Source organism: Streptomyces sp. NPDC050534 (assembly GCF_044457745.1).
GTDB lineage: Bacteria > Actinomycetota > Actinomycetes > Streptomycetales > Streptomycetaceae > Streptomyces.
The window spans coordinates 232,892-248,197 of record NZ_JBITHF010000006.1 but is presented as its reverse complement, the minus strand read 5'-3'; the positions used below and the strand labels follow the sequence as shown (position 1 = coordinate 248,197).

18 protein-coding genes and 1 tRNA gene are annotated in these 15,306 nt (G+C 70.8%); 12 read left to right on the top strand and 7 right to left on the bottom strand.

The genetic code is table 11. The annotated features are described in order from the left end of the window. The first annotated feature begins 40 nt into the window (after nucleotides 1-40). The 4 genes from ACIBN2_RS21220 to ACIBN2_RS21205 all read left to right on the top strand — a co-directional run bounded on the left by ACIBN2_RS21220 (nucleotide 41) and on the right by ACIBN2_RS21205 (nucleotide 2,263). Nucleotides 41-307, top strand: a complete 267-nt coding sequence (locus ACIBN2_RS21220) for a DUF6959 family protein (protein ID WP_399136154.1) — start codon at nucleotides 41-43, stop codon at nucleotides 305-307. A 73-nt stretch (nucleotides 308-380) separates the two neighbouring features. Further along, nucleotides 381-620: a hypothetical protein gene (locus tag ACIBN2_RS21215; RefSeq protein WP_399136152.1), complete on the top strand. Its 240-nt coding sequence runs from the start codon at nucleotides 381-383 to the stop codon at nucleotides 618-620. A gap of 552 nt (nucleotides 621-1,172) precedes the next feature. Beyond that, on the top strand, nucleotides 1,173-1,943 hold the full coding sequence (locus ACIBN2_RS21210; RefSeq protein WP_399136151.1) for a hypothetical protein: 771 nt from the start codon (nucleotides 1,173-1,175) through the stop codon (nucleotides 1,941-1,943). Nucleotides 1,944-1,987: 44 nt separating this feature from the next. After that, complete coding sequence (locus ACIBN2_RS21205) at nucleotides 1,988-2,263, top strand: hypothetical protein (protein WP_399136150.1); 276 nt, start codon at nucleotides 1,988-1,990, stop codon at nucleotides 2,261-2,263. A gap of 255 nt (nucleotides 2,264-2,518) precedes the next feature. Here the strand turns inward: ACIBN2_RS21205 and ACIBN2_RS21200 are convergent. Continuing rightward, nucleotides 2,519-2,594: transfer RNA gene (locus tag ACIBN2_RS21200), tRNA-Arg, on the bottom strand. A 229-nt stretch (nucleotides 2,595-2,823) separates the two neighbouring features. Between ACIBN2_RS21200 and ACIBN2_RS21195 the strand changes: the two genes are divergently transcribed. Continuing rightward, nucleotides 2,824-3,627, top strand: a complete 804-nt coding sequence (locus ACIBN2_RS21195; protein ID WP_399136148.1) for an HAD family hydrolase — start codon at nucleotides 2,824-2,826, stop codon at nucleotides 3,625-3,627. Nucleotides 3,628-3,710: 83 nt separating this feature from the next. Here ACIBN2_RS21195 and ACIBN2_RS21190 read toward each other — a convergent pair whose 3' ends face one another. From ACIBN2_RS21190 to ACIBN2_RS21170, 5 genes are all read right to left on the bottom strand, one after another. Next, nucleotides 3,711-3,959: a hypothetical protein gene (locus ACIBN2_RS21190; RefSeq protein WP_399136146.1), complete on the bottom strand. Its 249-nt coding sequence runs from the start codon at nucleotides 3,957-3,959 to the stop codon at nucleotides 3,711-3,713. An 87-nt stretch (nucleotides 3,960-4,046) separates the two neighbouring features. Further along, on the bottom strand, nucleotides 4,047-5,144 hold the full coding sequence (locus ACIBN2_RS21185) for a 3-oxoacyl-ACP synthase III family protein (RefSeq protein WP_399136145.1): 1,098 nt from the start codon (nucleotides 5,142-5,144) through the stop codon (nucleotides 4,047-4,049). Between the two features lie 36 nt (nucleotides 5,145-5,180). After that, nucleotides 5,181-6,074: a hypothetical protein gene (locus ACIBN2_RS21180; protein ID WP_399136143.1), complete on the bottom strand. Its 894-nt coding sequence runs from the start codon at nucleotides 6,072-6,074 to the stop codon at nucleotides 5,181-5,183. 212 nt (nucleotides 6,075-6,286) lie between these two features. Beyond that, the gene (locus tag ACIBN2_RS21175; RefSeq protein ID WP_399136141.1) at nucleotides 6,287-6,916 is read right to left on the bottom strand and encodes a hypothetical protein; all 630 of its coding nucleotides are present in this window, start codon (nucleotides 6,914-6,916) and stop codon (nucleotides 6,287-6,289) included. Between the two features lie 94 nt (nucleotides 6,917-7,010). Then, on the bottom strand, nucleotides 7,011-7,826 hold the full coding sequence (locus ACIBN2_RS21170) for an AfsA-related hotdog domain-containing protein (RefSeq protein WP_399136139.1): 816 nt from the start codon (nucleotides 7,824-7,826) through the stop codon (nucleotides 7,011-7,013). Between the two features lie 224 nt (nucleotides 7,827-8,050). Here ACIBN2_RS21170 and ACIBN2_RS21165 point away from each other — a divergent pair, with 224 nt between their 5' ends. From ACIBN2_RS21165 to ACIBN2_RS21135, 7 genes are all read left to right on the top strand, one after another. Then, complete coding sequence (locus ACIBN2_RS21165; RefSeq protein ID WP_393868458.1) at nucleotides 8,051-8,653, top strand: TetR family transcriptional regulator; 603 nt, start codon at nucleotides 8,051-8,053, stop codon at nucleotides 8,651-8,653. A 262-nt stretch (nucleotides 8,654-8,915) separates the two neighbouring features. After that, complete coding sequence (locus ACIBN2_RS21160; protein ID WP_399136137.1) at nucleotides 8,916-9,704, top strand: SDR family NAD(P)-dependent oxidoreductase; 789 nt, start codon at nucleotides 8,916-8,918, stop codon at nucleotides 9,702-9,704. Between the two features lie 334 nt (nucleotides 9,705-10,038). Then, nucleotides 10,039-10,269, top strand: coding sequence for a tautomerase family protein (locus ACIBN2_RS21155; protein ID WP_108008478.1), 231 nt, complete (start codon nucleotides 10,039-10,041; stop codon nucleotides 10,267-10,269). 80 nt (nucleotides 10,270-10,349) lie between these two features. Then, the gene (locus ACIBN2_RS21150) at nucleotides 10,350-11,792 is read left to right on the top strand and encodes an MFS transporter (RefSeq protein WP_399136135.1); all 1,443 of its coding nucleotides are present in this window, start codon (nucleotides 10,350-10,352) and stop codon (nucleotides 11,790-11,792) included. Between the two features lie 166 nt (nucleotides 11,793-11,958). Then, entirely contained in the window at nucleotides 11,959-13,551 is a 1,593-nt protein-coding gene (locus ACIBN2_RS21145) for an acyl-CoA carboxylase subunit beta (RefSeq protein WP_399136133.1), read from the top strand. Beyond that, a complete protein-coding gene (locus ACIBN2_RS21140) occupies nucleotides 13,548-13,751 on the top strand; it encodes an acyl-CoA carboxylase epsilon subunit (protein ID WP_399136131.1) in 204 nt (67 codons plus the stop codon). The genes ACIBN2_RS21145 and ACIBN2_RS21140 overlap by 4 nt, the downstream gene beginning before the upstream one ends. Before the next feature lie 15 nt (nucleotides 13,752-13,766). Then, nucleotides 13,767-14,234 (top strand): MerR family transcriptional regulator, encoded by a 468-nt coding sequence (locus ACIBN2_RS21135; RefSeq protein ID WP_399136129.1) that lies wholly within the window; start codon nucleotides 13,767-13,769, stop codon nucleotides 14,232-14,234. On the opposite strand, the gene ACIBN2_RS21130 is transcribed toward ACIBN2_RS21135, so the two are convergent. Next, nucleotides 14,168-15,286 carry an acyl-CoA dehydrogenase family protein gene (locus ACIBN2_RS21130; RefSeq protein WP_399136127.1) on the bottom strand — a complete coding sequence of 373 codons (1,119 nt, stop codon included), beginning with the start codon at nucleotides 15,284-15,286 and terminating at the stop codon, nucleotides 14,168-14,170. The two genes, ACIBN2_RS21135 and ACIBN2_RS21130, sit on opposite strands and share 67 nt — an antisense overlap. Between the last annotated feature and the right edge of the window lie 20 nt (nucleotides 15,287-15,306).

Sequence of the window (15,306 nt, the reverse complement as noted above, 5' to 3'; positions counted from 1 at the left end):
GAACCAAGCTGAATGAGACGGAAACTGAGACGGGGTCCCGATGGAACGAGTGGAAGCCGAGCTGTTCACTGATGCCGGCAACGACGCTGTGGTGCGCCTGCCTGGCCGTCGCTTTCCTGGAGTCCTGGTCCAGGGCGACACCCTCAGGATCCTCTCCGCCGACGTAGCCGAACTCGTCGAACTCTGCGCGGTCGGCGATCTGGAGGAGGCCCGCCAAGCGGCAAGCCTCCTCCAGGAGGAACTCGGGGCGAAGCTACAGCGCTACACCGATGCTCTCGACGCCCACGGAGAGCGACACCCCTTCTGATCCGTAGCTCTGCAGAGATCGGTCACTGAAGGTCATACAGACCGCCGGGCGGAGTTGGTTCGACGCTTGGGCCGTGGAGTTCATGCGACTGAATTGGCACTGGCTGCTGGCCCATCTGGAGTCATTGCCCTGGCCCGACCCGTACTCGGTGCAGGTGCTCATCCAGGACGAAGAGGACGACTGCTTCGGTCTTTGGATGCTGTACGAGGGACGTCTCGTGGAAGTGTCACTGCCTCACACCGACCGCTACCTCGTCCCAGGGCACACGATCACCGGCGTCTTCACGCGGACCGACCGACCCCGCCACTCGTAGCCGCTGAAGTGCTTGTGCTCTGCTCGCGGTGATCGGAGCGCAAGCACACCACAACAACCACCGCCATCCCCAGCTCCCATCCCATCCGTCGTCGACCCACACACACTTCGCTGCGGTACTGCACTGCCACCGGCCGTGTGCCTCCCGACGTCGGGCGGGCGCGGACCGGGGGAACACTTACTGACGCCGTGCGCACAATTCCAGCCAAGTGGCGGACTTCACAAGGGTTGTTCGGCCCGCGCGGAGGCGCCCGGCGAAGTGGGGCAAATTGCCCGAGGTTCACCATGAGAGTGTCATATGCAGGTAATGAGTCATGTGTGCCGCTAACGCGAAGACGGCAGCCGCGAAGTGATGATCTTGTGAGCCCCTGATCAACTGTGTGAGGATCCCCCGGCCGACGAGGTCGGCTCAGACCAAAACACTGGGGGAACTGCTTTGTACAGATCGAGAGTTAGAAACCTGACGCTCATTGCTGGGGCGGCGGCACTGACCATGTTCACTGCGCCCGGCGCCATGGCTGACACGCCATCGCGCACTGCGACACCATCGACGGTGATCGAGAAGGCGACGGGCACGCAGGAGATCCTCAAGGGCTCGGGCACTCTTGCTGCAGAGGGCGCCCAGGTGACACTTCCGACCCGCGCGGACGATCCGATCAGCGCGACCAAGGGAGAGGACACCATCAAGCTTGCCCTTCCCGGAGTTGGCGAGAAGGAAGCCTCAAGCACAAGCGGCACGGCCGTCTTCGCCGGCCGCGATGACTCGGTCTCCACTGCCGCGCAGGCGACGACAGACGGCGGCTTCCGCGCGCTCTTCACCCTGGAAGACGCCAACGCTCCGCGGCAGCAGTCGTTCAAGCTGACTCTGCCGGAGGGCGCCACGATACGGCAGACCGCCGAGGGCGGCTTGGTCGTCTTCGACGCCTCCGGAAAGATCACCGGTGGGCTGGAGACGCCTTGGGCGAAGGACGCGAACGGCGCGCCGGTGCCGACGTCCTACCGGGTCGAGGGAGACACCGTCACCCAGGTCGTAGAACCCGGGGCGAACGCCGCGTACCCCATCGTCGCCGACCCGAAGTGGACGTGGGGGATCATCAGCGGAACGGTCTACTTCAACAAGAAGGAGACAGCCCACCTCGCCTCCAACGCCGGGTTCGTGGCCGTGTTGTTCGCGGCCGCTCCGCCGCCGTTCGATGCCTACGGCATCCTGAACGCGGCGAACATATCCCGGGTGGCTTGGAACGCGGGCTCCGACGGCAAGTGCGTTGAGGTGAAGGTGCCGACCTTCCTCCCGTACGAGTACAAGGGCGGATACTGCAAGTAGGTCCGCCGTACGCTGCGGAGAAACAGAGAGGGCACACGTAGGTTATGGACAGCTTTGCAGGACCGACCATCCTGGTGCTGGTTGCCGCGGTGATCGTCGTACTCAAGTACCGTCGGCGCATGGCTGGGCAGACTCCACTGCTTGCGGTCAGCGGAACTCCCGGGCGCATCGCCGTAGCCGTGGCCTTCGCGGTCGGCTGCGCCTGGGCATGGTCCCAGGGTCCCTCGGTCATCAACGCAGGGGTCTTGGGCTTGAGCCTTGCTCTGCTGGTCGGGGTCGCCGCGGAATTCTTGGCGCGCAGGAGCGCCCGGCGCATGTGATGAGCACGGGGGCCCGAAGGGCGATCTGACGAGACCGCGGTCGTCGGTCCCCGAGAGCTACCTTGTGGCCTTGGGGGCCGATGCCGCCCCTCTACGTGCGCACGTCGTTCAGGACGCCCAACGTGAGGCCGTGAGCCACATGGACCGCCTGCTCAGGAGGCGCCCCCGGTCGTCAGTGACCGCGCTCGTCGATGTCAGCCGTAGATGCCAGAGGGGCCTCACCTACGAAAGTTCGTAGGTGAGGCCCCTCTGGCCTGGTGCCCCCGGCAGGATTCGAACCTGCGACACCCGCTTTAGGAGAGCGGTGCTCTATCCCCTGAGCTACGAAGGCGTTGTTGCGGCGGCAGGGCTGACCTGCAGCTGTGCCACCGACCACAGTGTAGCGGCTGGCGCTGTGGGGGCTGGGCGGTTGGTCGGGTTGGGCGCTGGGGGCAGGTCAGTGGGCGGGTGGCCGGCCCGTCGTCGAATCCTCCCCGCAGTCCCGGGCTTGGTGATACCTTCTCGAAGGAATGTTTTCGAGGTCCGGTATCGCGTCGGGCCCCAAGGGGGAGGTCATCGGAATGACGGTGGTGGCAGGTATCGGCACGGGCGTGCCGGCAGGCGGTGGGCATCGGCCTGCCTATCTCGTGTTCTGCGACGTCGACGAGACGTTGATCGACTGCAAGAGCATGTTCGAGTTTCTGCGGTTCCAGCTGGTGCGACGGTACGGGGAGGAGGGGGAGGAGCGGTATCGGCGTATCGCGGGCGAGTTGCGGCGGCAGTCCGCCGCGGGAGCGCCCCGAGAGGACGTCAACCGGGCCTACTACCGCTCGTACGCCGGTGAGAGCGCGGCCGAGATGGCCGAGCTCGGGCGGGAGTGGTTCTCGCTCGCGGCGGCCGACCCGGGGTTCTTCATCGCGTCCACCGTCGCCGAACTGGACCGGCACCGTGCCGCCGGCGCCGAGGTCGTGCTCGTCTCGGGGTCCTTCGCGCCGTGTCTCGATCCGGTCGCCGAACGGGTCGGCGCCCGGCACGTCCTGTGCACCTCGCCCCTCGTGATCGGCGGCCGCTACACCGGCGACGTGGCCGAACCCGTGATCGGCGAGGGCAAGCGCGCGGTCGTGCTGCGCATGCTCGCCGAGTACCCGGGCGTCAGCCCGCGCGACTGCTACGCCTACGGTGACCATCCCTCCGACTTCCCCATGCTCGACTGCGTCGGGCACCCTCGGGGCGTCGGTGACGCTCCCGCCGTACTGGCCTATCTCGCCCGGCGCGCGGAGCCGGTCGTGGCCGCCGTCTCCGGATGCGCGCTCGCCTGCTGGTCCATGGGCCGGGACGAGCACTCCGACGCCTGCTCGGGGGAGTGCGCCCTGCCGCTGGGCTGAGGGGCTACGGGTGAAAGCCGGGGAATGAACGGTCGGTTCGGGGACGGTCGGGCTCAGGCTCCCGTCCCCGAACTCGTCTGCGCTCAGTCGATGCTCCGGCAGATGTGCGGCTCCAGCCCGGCGTCGTCGGCGTCTCCCGCGAGCCGTAGGACGGGCCTCTTCGGCTCCGGCCCGGTGCTCAGCAGGTACCGGTTGCCGTCGCGGCGGACGGAGGCCAGGGTGCCGTTGGAGAGGACATGGAGGCGGGGGAGGGCCTGCCTCGGTGTTGTCGGCGGAGTTGCGGCCGGCGTCGTGAACTGGGTCGGTTTCGGCAGGGTCTTCGGTGTTGGCATCGTCGTATCTCCTGGTGGCTCGGGGGTCTTCGTTCGTGTCTCCGCTGCTTGCCATGAGGGCTTCGGGGGTGTGGCCGTACCGCCGCGCTACCTCGCCCCGGCCAGTGCCGGCTCCGGCAGCGGTGCCGTCGGGGCGGTCGTGTGCCGGGGGATCCTCGCCGGGCGGGCGTGCCGGGTCGGGGCCCAGCGGAGCAGGGCCGAGCCCACCGACATGCCACCGCCGAAGGCGGACAGGACGGTCAGGTCGCCCTCCGTGAACAGGCCCCGTCGGTGCGCCAGATCGAGGGTGATCGGGACGGAGGCGGCGCCCGTGTTGCCGTGCAGGGCCAAGGCCAGGTGCATGCGGGCCGAGTCCAGGCCGAGCTCGGGCCAGACCTCGGCCAGCATCACGCCGTTGGCCTGGTGCGGCACGAAGTGGCGGACCGCGCGGGGCGGTACGTCCGCCTTGGCCAGCAGCGTACGGACCGCACCGGGCAGGTTCTCCTGCACGAAACCGCGCACCCCGCGCCCGTCCATCGTGAACCAGTGCGCGCCCTCGGCCAGCGTGTCCGCCGACGCCGGCCGCCTGCTGCCGCCCGCCGGCACGCTGATCAGCCGGTGCTGGTCGCCGCGCGTGGTCAGGCTGGTGGTGATGCCGCCGGTGGCCGCCGGCACCGGGCCGAGCACCACCGCCCCGGCCCCGTCCCCGAACAGGATGGCCGTCTTGCGGTCCGCCGGGTCCAGGATGCGGGAGTAGACGTCCGCACCGATCACCAGGGCGTACGGTCCCTGCCCGGCGCTCACCGGTTCGGCGCGCAGCATGCGCTCGGCCGCCGTCAGCGCGAACATGAAGCCGCTGCACACGGAGTTGACGTCGAAGGCCGCGGCCCGGCGGGCCCCGATGAGGTCGGTCACGATCGCCGCCGTGGCCGGCTGGGGATGGTCCGGGGTGGAGGTGGCGACCACGACGTACGCGATCTGGTCGGCCTCCAGGCCTGCCTGGGCGAGCGCCTGCCGGGCCGCGTGCGCCGCCAGATCCGAAGTCGCCTCGTGGGCCGCTGCGCGGTGCCGTCGCCGTATGCCCGTCTTGCGTTCGATCCACTCCGCGGTCACTCCCGCCGCCGCGCCGACCTCGTCGTTGTCGACGACGGTGGCGGGCAGGTAGGAGCCGGTCGCGATGATGCCGATCGGGTTGTTGTCGTCCATGGTGGGTCTCTCCTTCGAACGGTGCGAGGGGACAGGTCAGTTGGCCGGGGTGGTGGTGAACTCGCCGAAGCTCGGGCCCTGCAGCTTCAGCTGGGCGTGGATGTCGCCGCCGAGGCCGAAGTGGCCGATGGCGCCGCCGTAGTTCTGCTGGTAGCTCATCCAGAGCACGACCACGTTGATCACCCGGTTCGCGCCGAGGGTGCCCGGAGCCGGGAAGGGGTTGGGCAGGGTCGCCCGGTAGTGGGCCATGCCGTTGCTGTCGCTGATGAAGGCGTTCGGCACGCCGAGCGGGCCGGGGCGGGTCGGGCCCGCCGGGTCGAGGTCGTGCTCGCGCAGCGACATGACCGTGTAGAGGCTGTCCGGGATCAGGCCGGTGAAGGCGAAGGAGAAGTCGGCGGTGCGCCGGTGCGCCGGCACCTGGACCTCCAACTGGCCCCGTGCCTTGGCCCATTGGCCCAGCGTGATCGGCTCGCGCACCTTCGGTCCGTCCTCCTCGCGCAGGTCCGGGATCGGCGCGCCGTGCAGCGGATAGCTGGGTCGCCGCACGTCGTGCGCGTCGGGGCGCTGCTCGGGGGCGAAGAGCATCGGGTAGTTGTTGCAGGGCAGGGGGAGGGGCAGCGTGTAGAGCTGGACCTGGGCGTCCGGGCCGGTGGGGTCCGCGAGGTCGAGCTCGCGGACGATGCCGTACGGCAGGTTCTGCCCCAGCGGCGGCAGCGGGCTGTCCGGGGAGACCACGGCGCCGCCCCACTCGGAGACGGTGGTGCCGTCGGCGCCGGGGCGGTTGACGCGGCCGATGACGACGAAGTCGCCGTTCTCGTCCACGATCTCGCTGGGCGGGTACAGCGGGCCCTGTGTGGTGACGCTCAGGTCGTAGGTCCGGGTCATGGGGGCGGCCGCGACGGGTGCGGCGGCCACGGGTGAGATGGTCATGGCGGGTGCTCCTTCGCCGGTTCGAAGCCGGTTGAGGCAGGTCGAGACAGAGAGGGTGGCCGGTCGGTCGCACGGGCCGGACGAAGGCCGGTCGAGGCCGGTGGGCCGGTGGTCGGTTTCTGTGAGCCGGTTGGGTCCGGATGCGAACGGCCGGCCGCGGGACGCCTTGCAGGAGGGGTCACGCGGCCGGCCGTCGGGGGAGGGGCGAGGGGTCAGGCGGCGGTGACGCGCTCGTAGATGCGGGTGTACAGGCCGTTGTCGCCCCCGGTGATGTAGGTGTCGCCGGCCTCGCGGACGATCTGCTGGTAGCGCGGGGAGGTGAAGGCCTCCATGTACGTCGCCGGGTCCGCGTCGAAGCCGGACACGAACATCACGCCGGGCTCGGTGCTGGCCAGCGAGTGGAAGGCCTGGAAGCTCTTCACCTCGTCCGAGGTGCGCACGACGTCGAAGATGGTCTCCTCGCGCCAGGCGCGGTACTGCCGGTAGACGCGCGGCACGACCTCGACGTGCCGCATCTGCACGTACCGGGTGTCGGGCAGGGCGCCGGCGGCCGGCTTGGGCGCCTCGACGAACTGCAGGAACTGCCGGCGGAAGTCGCCCTCGCCCAGCGGGCCCACGGCTTCCCACAGCTTCCACCAGTCGGCCCGCAGCTCCTCCATGTGCTCGAAGCCGTCCATGGGGGCGAGTTCGAGGACCGAGTTGCTCTCCAGGCCGCGGTAGAGGATGCGGCCCTCGAAGCGGGACGCGTCGTTGTGGCGCTGCCAGGCCTCGGCGACGGCGTCGATCTGCTCGGGCTTGGCGAACAGCTCGGTGGCGGTGATGAGGGCGGCGGAAGCGGACATGGCGGTTCTCCTTGAATGTGGGTGTCGCTGCGTGAAGTGGTGAGTGTGGTTCTGCAAGTGATGTGCGTACGTGGGGAGTTGAGCGGGCGCCGACTCAGGCGCCGACCAGTACCGGCTGCCCGGTGGCCGCGGCCCCCGCCGCCGCGGCCGCCTGCTGTGCGGTCCGTACGGTGTGCTCGACGGCGTACTGCGCCCTGCGATGCTCCTTCGCCTCGATGACCGGCGCGTCGAAGGCCGTGTAGGTGACGGTCGTGATCGAGGCGCGGCGACCGGCCTGGTGCAGGGAGATCTCCGCGGCGAAGGAGAGCCGGCCCGGGTCGTCGAGTTCGGCGCGCAGGGTGTGGTAGACGATGGTGGCGTCGAGCGGGAAGAGGAAGTTCTCGAAGTCGGTGTTGAGCGACTCGATGACGTAGTAGTACGACCGGTCGCGATGGCGCGAGGCGTGGTAGCGCTCGCTGACCGCGAGGAACATCTGCCGTGCGGCCTCGACGACCACCATGCCCTGGACGTGCTCGCCGGTCTGGTGGTCGATGAGCAGCTCGTTGTCGTTGTGGACGCGCAGGGTCGCGGAGAACAGGTCCTCGCCGTCCCGCCTGAGGTCGGCTATGAGGGTGTTGCAGCTTCGGTGTTTGTGGGCCTCGCCGCGGCCGGCCAGCGCCGGCTCCCGGAAGTCGAACTCCAGCCGCTCGGCGAGGCCGAGGAGCAGGGCCTGTTCGCGGACGAGCTCCCACTCGCGGCGGGTGACGCCCTGGCCGGCGCGGACCCGGATCGGGAGGGTGTCCCAGGAGTACACCCCGAGGTGCATCTCGTCGGTGAACTGCGTGACCGTGAGGACGTCATCTTGTGCGGCGAATCCGACAAAACGGTCACCGACGAGCAGCAGGGTACGGGGGGCGGCCGTGGCTGACATGCGTTTCTCCTTGATGGGGCGGCCGTACCCGAGGGTGGCCGCGGACGGGAGGAGCGTCGAAACAGGTACAGCTGACGTGCGGGGCCTGCCGCCTCTTCCGCGCCGGTTTCTCCGGGGTGGCGGGGCCGATGTGAAGAACGTAGAGCACCTTGGACGTGGACGCAACCATCTAGTTGGTTTTTTAGAACTATCCAGTTGGTTTCCGGGTGGACTAGGCTCATGGCATGGCTGAGACACCCAAGGGACAGCAGACCCGCGCCAAGCTTCTGGAGGCCGCCGAGGTGGAGTTCTCCGAGCACGGTCTCGCGGGTGCGCGCGTGGATCGCATCGCGGAGCGTTCCGGCGTCAACAAGCAGCGGATCTATGCATACTTCGGCAACAAGGAAGCCCTGTTCGCCGCCGTGATGACCAAGGTCTACGCGCACATGTCCGCGGCCGTCCCCATCCCCACCACGGAGGAGGGGCTGCGCTCCTACGTCGGCGAGGTCTTCGACTACCACCGCCAGTCCGACCTGGTGCGGCTGCTGGCCTGGGAGGGGCTGCACTACCGGGACAAGCCGATCCCGGACGAGAAGGAGCGCGAGGCGTACTACGTCCACAAGACGGCCGCGCTCAGCCTCGCCCTCGGCATCGACGACCCCACGGCGGCCGCCCGGGCACTCATCGCCCTGATCGGTGTGGCGTCGTGGCCTTTCATCGTGCCGCAGCAGCGCCGGCTGATGCTGGGGCCCGACGGCGACACCGAGTCGGGCTGGGCGCTGCTGCGGGCGAGTGTCGTCGCGCACGGGCACTCGATCATCGACAACGTGCTGCAGGGGTCGGTCTGAGGGGCGCCGGCCTCCGAGGGCCGCGCAGAGCGAGGCCCTTCCGCCTTGCGGGACAAGGGAGTTCGGAATCGTCCGGGCTCCCTTTTTGCTGGCCGGAGAGCTGAAACCAACTGGATGGTTCTCAAAAACCAACTAGATGGTTGCGCCCGCTCCCGAACCCGGCTACCTTCTTCATCACCAAGCCGCACCCGCTTCACCCGGGTCGCCGGCATGGCCTGATGAACCGTCAACCAGGGGCACAGTCCCGGGAATTGAGGAAGCCGTGCACACCACCGCCCCCGTCATCGTCGTCAGCGGCGCCACCGGCGGCATGGGTTCGGCCGTGGTCGAGGAGCTGGCCCGGTCCGACGCCACTGTCGTGCTGCTCGGCCGGGACGCGGACCGCCTGGAGCGGACCAGGACCGAGATCGACGCCTGCACCGGTGGCGCCGGCCGGCTGGTCCCGTACGAGACCGACATCAACTCCGCCGCCTCCGTGGACATCACGGCCGCCGCCCTGGTCGCCGAGCTCGGCCGGGTCGACGGGCTGGTGCACACGGCCGGCGACGGCCCACTGGCCCCACTGGAGGAGGCCACCGACGCGATGTGGCAGGCCACCTTCAACGGCAAGCTCATGGGCGCGGTCCGGCTCACCCGGGCACTGGCCGGCCCGCTGGCAGCGGCCGGCGGCGGGTCGGTCGTGCTGGTCAGCGGGGTCTTCCGCAAGGACCCCGACCCGCTCTTCCCGGTGAACAGCGCGGTCAACGCCGCCCTCGCGGCCTTCGCGAAGGCGGTCTCGAAGGACCTGGGCCGCAAGGGCGTCCGGGTCAACGTGCTCGACCCCGGCGCCGTGCGCACCCCGCTGTGGAACGAGATCGCCAAGGCGATCGGCGACCGCACTGGCGCCTCCGCCGATGAGGTCAGCGCCCAGGTCGCCGCCGGGACCCCGCTCGGCAGGCTCGCGGAGCCGGCCGACGTCGCCCGGCTGACCGCCTTCCTTCTCTCGCCGGCCGCCCGTCACATCGCGGGCGCCGCGCTCACTCTGGACGGCGGGGCGTCGGCCGGGCTGTAGCCGCCGACCAGGCCGACCGACCGGCCCGACCGGCTCGTCCGACCCGCCCGCCGGACCAGCCCGCCCGCCCGGCTCGCCCGACCAGCCGCCCGCCCGACGTTCCGGCCCCTCCGCGCACCGCACGTCACCAGGCGCGGACCTGAGCTTCGCCCGCCCGCAAAACACACCCGCAAGACCCCGCACAGCCGAGAGTCCCGTACACCCGGCACCCGTACGCCCGGCCCATGTGACCGGCACCCGTACGCACGGCCCCCATGCGACCGGCACCCGTACGTCCACCTCGTACACCCAACTCTCGTGCGCCCAAGTCCCTTACGCCCCAAGGAGCTTCGCCATGCCCATCCTCTCCATGACCACGTGGCCCAACCAGACCGACGAGAAGTGCCAGGAGCTCGTCGAGGAGCTCACCGCCACGGTGCACCGCGTCATCGGGGCGCCCCTCGACAAGATCACCGTCTACATCCAGGAGATCCCTCAGAACCGCTGGGGTGAGGGCGGAGTGCTCGGTACGAACCCCGAGTTCGCCGAACTCAGCCGCCGCCGCGCCGCGCCGGCCGACGCCTGACCGCGCTCCGCCCCCTGCTTCGCCCCCGCTCCTCCTCCCTCCCCCCCCCGCCAACCCGGCTTTTTCCAAGGAGAGTTCCCATGGCCATCCTGACCCGGTCCGCGCGGACCGACCGGACCGACCGGACCCCGGTCGTACCGGCCGGTGAGCCGTCCGCCCCGCAGCGGTCCTCCACCACCACCGTCCTCGCGGCGGCGCTGCTCGCCTTCTTCGTCATCTCCCTCGACGGCTCGGTCGTCAACGTGGCCCTGCCGGCCATCTCCCACAGCCTGCGCGGCTCCATGGCCGACCTGCAGTGGATCGTCGACGGCTACACGCTGATGTTCGCGGCGTTCATGCTGTCGGCCGGTACCTTCTCGGACCGGATCGGTGCCACCCGCGCCTACGCCTGGGGCCTGGCCGCCTTCACCGTGGCCTCCCTGGCCTGCGGCGTCGCGCCCAATCTGGGCACGCTGATCGGTGCCCGCATGGTGCAGGGCGGCGCCGCGGCGCTGATGGTGCCGGCCTCGCTCGCGCTGATCCGGCAGACCTACTCCGACCCGGGCAAGCGGGCGCGGGCCATCGCGATCTGGACGGCCGCCGGCTCCGTCGCGGTCGCCGTCGGTCCGGTCGTCGGCGGCATGCTCACCAGCGGACTGAGCTGGCGTGCGGTGTTCTACCTGAACCTCCCCGTCGGTGCCCTCGGCCTCGCCCTGCTGACCCGTATCCAGGCCTCGCCGCGCCGTGAGGCCCCGGTCGACCTGGTCGGCCAGCTCTCCGTGGTGGCGTCCCTGGCCGGTCTGACGTACGCCGTGATCGAGGGCGGACGCGCGGGCTGGGGCAGCCCGGACGTGCTGGGCACGCTGGCGCTGGCCGCCGTGGCGACCGCCGTGTTCGTGTGGACGCAGTCGCGCCGGGAGCGCCCGATGGTGCCACTGAGCATCTTCAAGTCCCGCACGGTGGTCGTCTGCCTGGCGGCCGGCTTCAGCATCAACGCGGTGTTCTACGGCGCCATCTTCCTGCTCGGCATGTACTTCCAGCAGGTGCGCGGCGCCTCTCCGGTCAGCACCGGCGCGATGTTCATCCCGATGTGCGCGCTGATCTCCATCGTCAACATGGCGGGCGTCAAGCTGGCGGCGCGCAAGGGTGCGTGGGTGCCGATGACGATCGGTCAGCTGGTCATGACCGCCGGATCGCTGCTGATGCTGACGGTCACCGACCACACGTCGTACCTGGTCCCCGTGCTGCTGCTGGTCCCGATCGGCCTGGGCGGCGGGCTCGCGGTGCCGTCGCTGACGGCGGCCATCCTGGAGAACATCGACGGCGAGCGGGCGGGCACGGCGGCCGCGGTGCTCAACACCTTCCGGCAGGTGGGCAGTTGCATCGCAGTGGCGGCGTTCGGTGCCCTCATCGCGGACACGTCGCACTTCCAGCAGGGCTTCGACACCAGCTTCGTGATCAGCGTGGTGATGCTGCTGACCACGGCCGCGGCCACGGGGCTGCTGCTGCGGCGGGTGACCAAGCGGGACGGAGCCAAGGCGTAGGCGCTCGGCGGCCCGCCGGTTCCAGGCCCCACGTCCGTCGTGGCCGGTCGCGCGGTTCCCCGCGCCCCCTCCGGGGCGCGGGGCTTCCGCATGTCCGGCCGGACGCCGGGCAAAGCCCCGTTAAAAAACCTTCACGAAGGAATTTAAATGCTCCATGATGGATCGCATGACCGTCATGGAAGAACGCGCCCTCCCGCAGCCCCCGCCCGACACCACCCGCTCCCGCCTGGCCGAACTGGAGCTCATATGTGAGCTCGCGCACGAGGGGCCCGGCCCCGGCGCGAGCGACCAGCAGCACGCGCGCGGCAAGCTGACCGCCCGTGAGCGCGTCGAACTGCTCCTGGACAAGGGGTCGTTCACCGAGATCGAGGCCCTGCGCCGGCACCGCGCCACCGGGTTCGGGCTGGAGGCGCGGCGGCCCTACACGGACGGTGTCGTCACCGGCTGGGGGACCGTCCACGGCCGTACCGTCTTCGTCTACGCCCACGACTTCCGCATCTTCGGCGGCGCACTCGGCGAGGCGCACGCGACCAAGATCCACAAGGTGATGGACCTGGCGCTCGCCGCCGGGGCGCCGCTGGTCAGCCTCAACGACGGGGCCGGGGCCCGGATCCAGGAAGGTGTTTCGGCGCTCGCCGGCTACGGCGGGATCTTCACCCGGAACGTCGCCGCCTCCGGGGTGCTGCCCCAGATCAGCGTGATGCTCGGGCCGTGCGCCGGCGGTGCCGCCTACTCGCCCGCCCTGACCGACTTCGTGTTCATGGTGCGCGGCATCTCGCAGATGTTCATCACCGGCCCGGACGTGGTCAAGGCGGTGACCGGTGAGCAGGTCTCCCACGACGGGCTCGGCGGCGCCGACGTGCACGCCACGGTCTCCGGCGTGGCCGCCGCGGCCTACGACGACGAGGCGAGCTGCCTGGAGGACGTACGCCATCTGCTGTCGCTGCTGCCCTCCAACAACCGCGAACTGCCGCCCCACGAGGAGCCGTCGGACGATCCGGAGCGGCGTTGCGACCTGCTGCTCGACCTGGTGCCGGCCGAGCCGAACCAGGCGTACGACATGCGGGCGGCGATCGAGGAGATCGTCGACGACGGCGACTTCTTCGAGGTGCAGCCCGGGTGGGCGGCCAACCTGGTGTGCGCGCTGGCCCGGCTGGACGGGCACGTCGTCGGCGTCGTCGCCAATCAGCCGTCGGCGACCGCCGGGGTGCTGGACATCGCCGCCTCCGAGAAGGGCGCGCGGTTCGTGCAGTTCTGCGACGCGTTCAGCATCCCGCTGGTGACGCTGGTCGACGTGCCCGGATTCCTGCCCGGGGTCGGCCAGGAGCACGCCGGCATCATCCGGCACGGGGCCAAGCTGCTCTACGCGTACTGCAACGCGACCGTGCCGCGGATCTCGCTGGTGCTGCGCAAGGCGTACGGCGGCGCGTACATCGTGATGGACTCCCGCTCCATCGGCGCCGACCTGGCGCTGGCCTGGCCCACCAACGAGATCGCCGTGATGGGCGCCGAGGGCGCCGCGAACGTCGTCTTCCGCCGGGAGATCGCCGCCGCCGACGACCCCGAGGCGGTGCGGGCGCGGCGCATCGCGGAGTACAAGTCGGAGCTGATGCACCCCTATTACGCCGCCGAGCGCGGTCTCGTCGACGACGTGATCGACCCGCGCGACACCCGCGCGGTGCTGATCCGCTCGCTCGCCGCGCTCCGCGCCAAGCACGCCGAGCTGCCCTCCCGCAAGCACGGGAACCAGCCGGTATGAGCAACCGCACCGAGGAGTTCGTCGTGCGCGTGCTGCGCGGCGAGCCGACCGCGGAGGAACTCGCCGCGGCCACCGCCGTATTGATGGAACTGGCCCGGCGGACGCCTGCCGCGGAGGAGCCCGCGCCCGTCCGGTCCGTACCCACCTGGCACCGCCCCGCCCTGACCACGCACCGCGCCGCCACGTCCTGGCGCCACTGAACGGGAGGACCACCGATGTCCACGACCCAAGCCCGCACCCATGACAACCGCCCCACCGCGTACGCCGCCCCGCACACGGAGACCTACTCCCTGGAGGAGGTGGTCCGCATCAGCGGCCTCGACGCCGGGACGCTGCGCTGGTACGAGGACCAGGGACTGATCGAGGGCGCCGCGGAGGACCCGTACGGCGTGCGGGCCTACAGCCCGGTCCATCTGCGCTGGCTGGAGTTCCTCAACCACCTGCGCAGCACCGGGATGTCGCCGGCCGCCATGAACCACTACGTCGAGCTGTACCGGGCGGGCGACTCGACGATCGCCGCCCGTCGCGAACTGCTGCAGGATCACCGGGAGGTGCTGCGTGCCCGGGCCGCGGACTTCGCCGCCACGCTGCGCTACCTCGACTGGAAGATCGGCTTCTACCTGGAGCGGGAGGCGGCGCTGGTGCGGGCCGGCGCGTCGGCGGCGAGCGTGGCCGAGGCGTAGGCGGCGGCCACCGGCTCCAGGCGCAGCACGCCGTGCGAGGCCACCGTGTGCACGTCGCGCCACAGCCGGTTGAGATCGCCGCCGCCGTCGCGGAGGTGGCCGCCGCTGCGGAAGAGCCGGTCGACCGCGCCGGCGAGCAGTCCGGCGGCCACGGCGGCGTCCCGCTGGTTGCCGGCGACGAGGGCCGCGTCGACGGCCTCGGTGTCGGCGCGGCGGGCCGCCCGCCGCAGCAGCAGCTCCGCCGCGTCGATGTGCGCGGAGGTGACGGCGAGCGTCTCGCGCACCGCTGCGCTGTCGTGGTGCGGGCGCCCGCCGCCGGGCGCCTTGGCCGCCGCCCACTCGGACCACAGCGCCAGCGCGCGGCGGGCGGCGCCCAGCGCCGGGGCGCAGAACATCAGGCCGCCGGCCAGCTGGGCGGGGACGGAGTGGCAGCGGGCCAGGCCCGCAGCGTCGCCGCCGCGCATCAACTCGGGCAGCGGGAAGGAGCGGTGGTGCGGAACGAAGGCGTCCCGCACCACGGCGGTGTGACTGCCCGTGCCGCGCAACCCGGTGGCGTCCCAGGTGTCGAGCACCTCCACCGCCTCGGCCGGCACGGCGAAGACGCGCACCGCCTGTGCCGCCGGGGCCGCCACGAGCACCCACTGCGCGCTGCCGATCCCGCTGACGCACCCCCACGTGCCCGTCAACCGCCAGCCGCCGCCGACCGGTTCGGCCCGTCCGGCCGGTGGCGTCAGCGCCGCCGAGATCCGCACGTCGGGCGAGGCTCCCCACACCTCGCGCTGCCCGTCCTCGGGGAGCAGCGCGGCGAAGCGCCCGTGCGCGGCCCAGAGCATGCCGACCCATGCGGCGGAGGTGCAGGCCTCGGCGACGGCCGCCACCTCGTCGAACAGGGAGGTGAACTCACCCTCCGTGCCGCCCCATCTGCGCGGCACGAAGTGGCGGGCCAGCCCGGCGGAGGTCAGGTCGGCGACGACCACCGCGGCCAGTGCGCCGTCCGTGTCGGCGCGGCGGGCGTGTTCGGCGACCGTGTGCAGAGTGGAGGTCGAGGGCATGTCTTTGCTCCTTGTCGGGA

Excerpts from the sequence above, each read along its gene's own strand:
- ACIBN2_RS21220 (WP_399136154.1), top strand. The coding sequence starts at position 41 with ATGGAACGAGTGGAAGCCGAGCTGTTCACTGATGCCGGCAACGACGCT.
- ACIBN2_RS21205 (WP_399136150.1), top strand. The coding sequence starts at position 1,988 with ATGGACAGCTTTGCAGGACCGACCATCCTGGTGCTGGTTGCCGCGGTG.
- ACIBN2_RS21195 (WP_399136148.1), top strand. The coding sequence starts at position 2,824 with ATGACGGTGGTGGCAGGTATCGGCACGGGCGTGCCGGCAGGCGGTGGG.
- ACIBN2_RS21190 (WP_399136146.1), bottom strand. The coding sequence starts at position 3,959 with ATGCCAACACCGAAGACCCTGCCGAAACCGACCCAGTTCACGACGCCG.
- ACIBN2_RS21185 (WP_399136145.1), bottom strand. The coding sequence starts at position 5,144 with ATGGACGACAACAACCCGATCGGCATCATCGCGACCGGCTCCTACCTG.
- ACIBN2_RS21180 (WP_399136143.1), bottom strand. The coding sequence starts at position 6,074 with ATGACCATCTCACCCGTGGCCGCCGCACCCGTCGCGGCCGCCCCCATG.
- ACIBN2_RS21175 (WP_399136141.1), bottom strand. The coding sequence starts at position 6,916 with ATGTCCGCTTCCGCCGCCCTCATCACCGCCACCGAGCTGTTCGCCAAG.
- ACIBN2_RS21170 (WP_399136139.1), bottom strand. The coding sequence starts at position 7,826 with ATGTCAGCCACGGCCGCCCCCCGTACCCTGCTGCTCGTCGGTGACCGT.
- ACIBN2_RS21165 (WP_393868458.1), top strand. The coding sequence starts at position 8,051 with ATGGCTGAGACACCCAAGGGACAGCAGACCCGCGCCAAGCTTCTGGAG.
- ACIBN2_RS21155 (WP_108008478.1), top strand. The coding sequence starts at position 10,039 with ATGCCCATCCTCTCCATGACCACGTGGCCCAACCAGACCGACGAGAAG.
- ACIBN2_RS21150 (WP_399136135.1), top strand. The coding sequence starts at position 10,350 with ATGGCCATCCTGACCCGGTCCGCGCGGACCGACCGGACCGACCGGACC.
- ACIBN2_RS21145 (WP_399136133.1), top strand. The coding sequence starts at position 11,959 with ATGACCGTCATGGAAGAACGCGCCCTCCCGCAGCCCCCGCCCGACACC.
- ACIBN2_RS21140 (WP_399136131.1), top strand. The coding sequence starts at position 13,548 with ATGAGCAACCGCACCGAGGAGTTCGTCGTGCGCGTGCTGCGCGGCGAG.
- ACIBN2_RS21135 (WP_399136129.1), top strand. The coding sequence starts at position 13,767 with ATGTCCACGACCCAAGCCCGCACCCATGACAACCGCCCCACCGCGTAC.
- ACIBN2_RS21130 (WP_399136127.1), bottom strand. The coding sequence starts at position 15,286 with ATGCCCTCGACCTCCACTCTGCACACGGTCGCCGAACACGCCCGCCGC.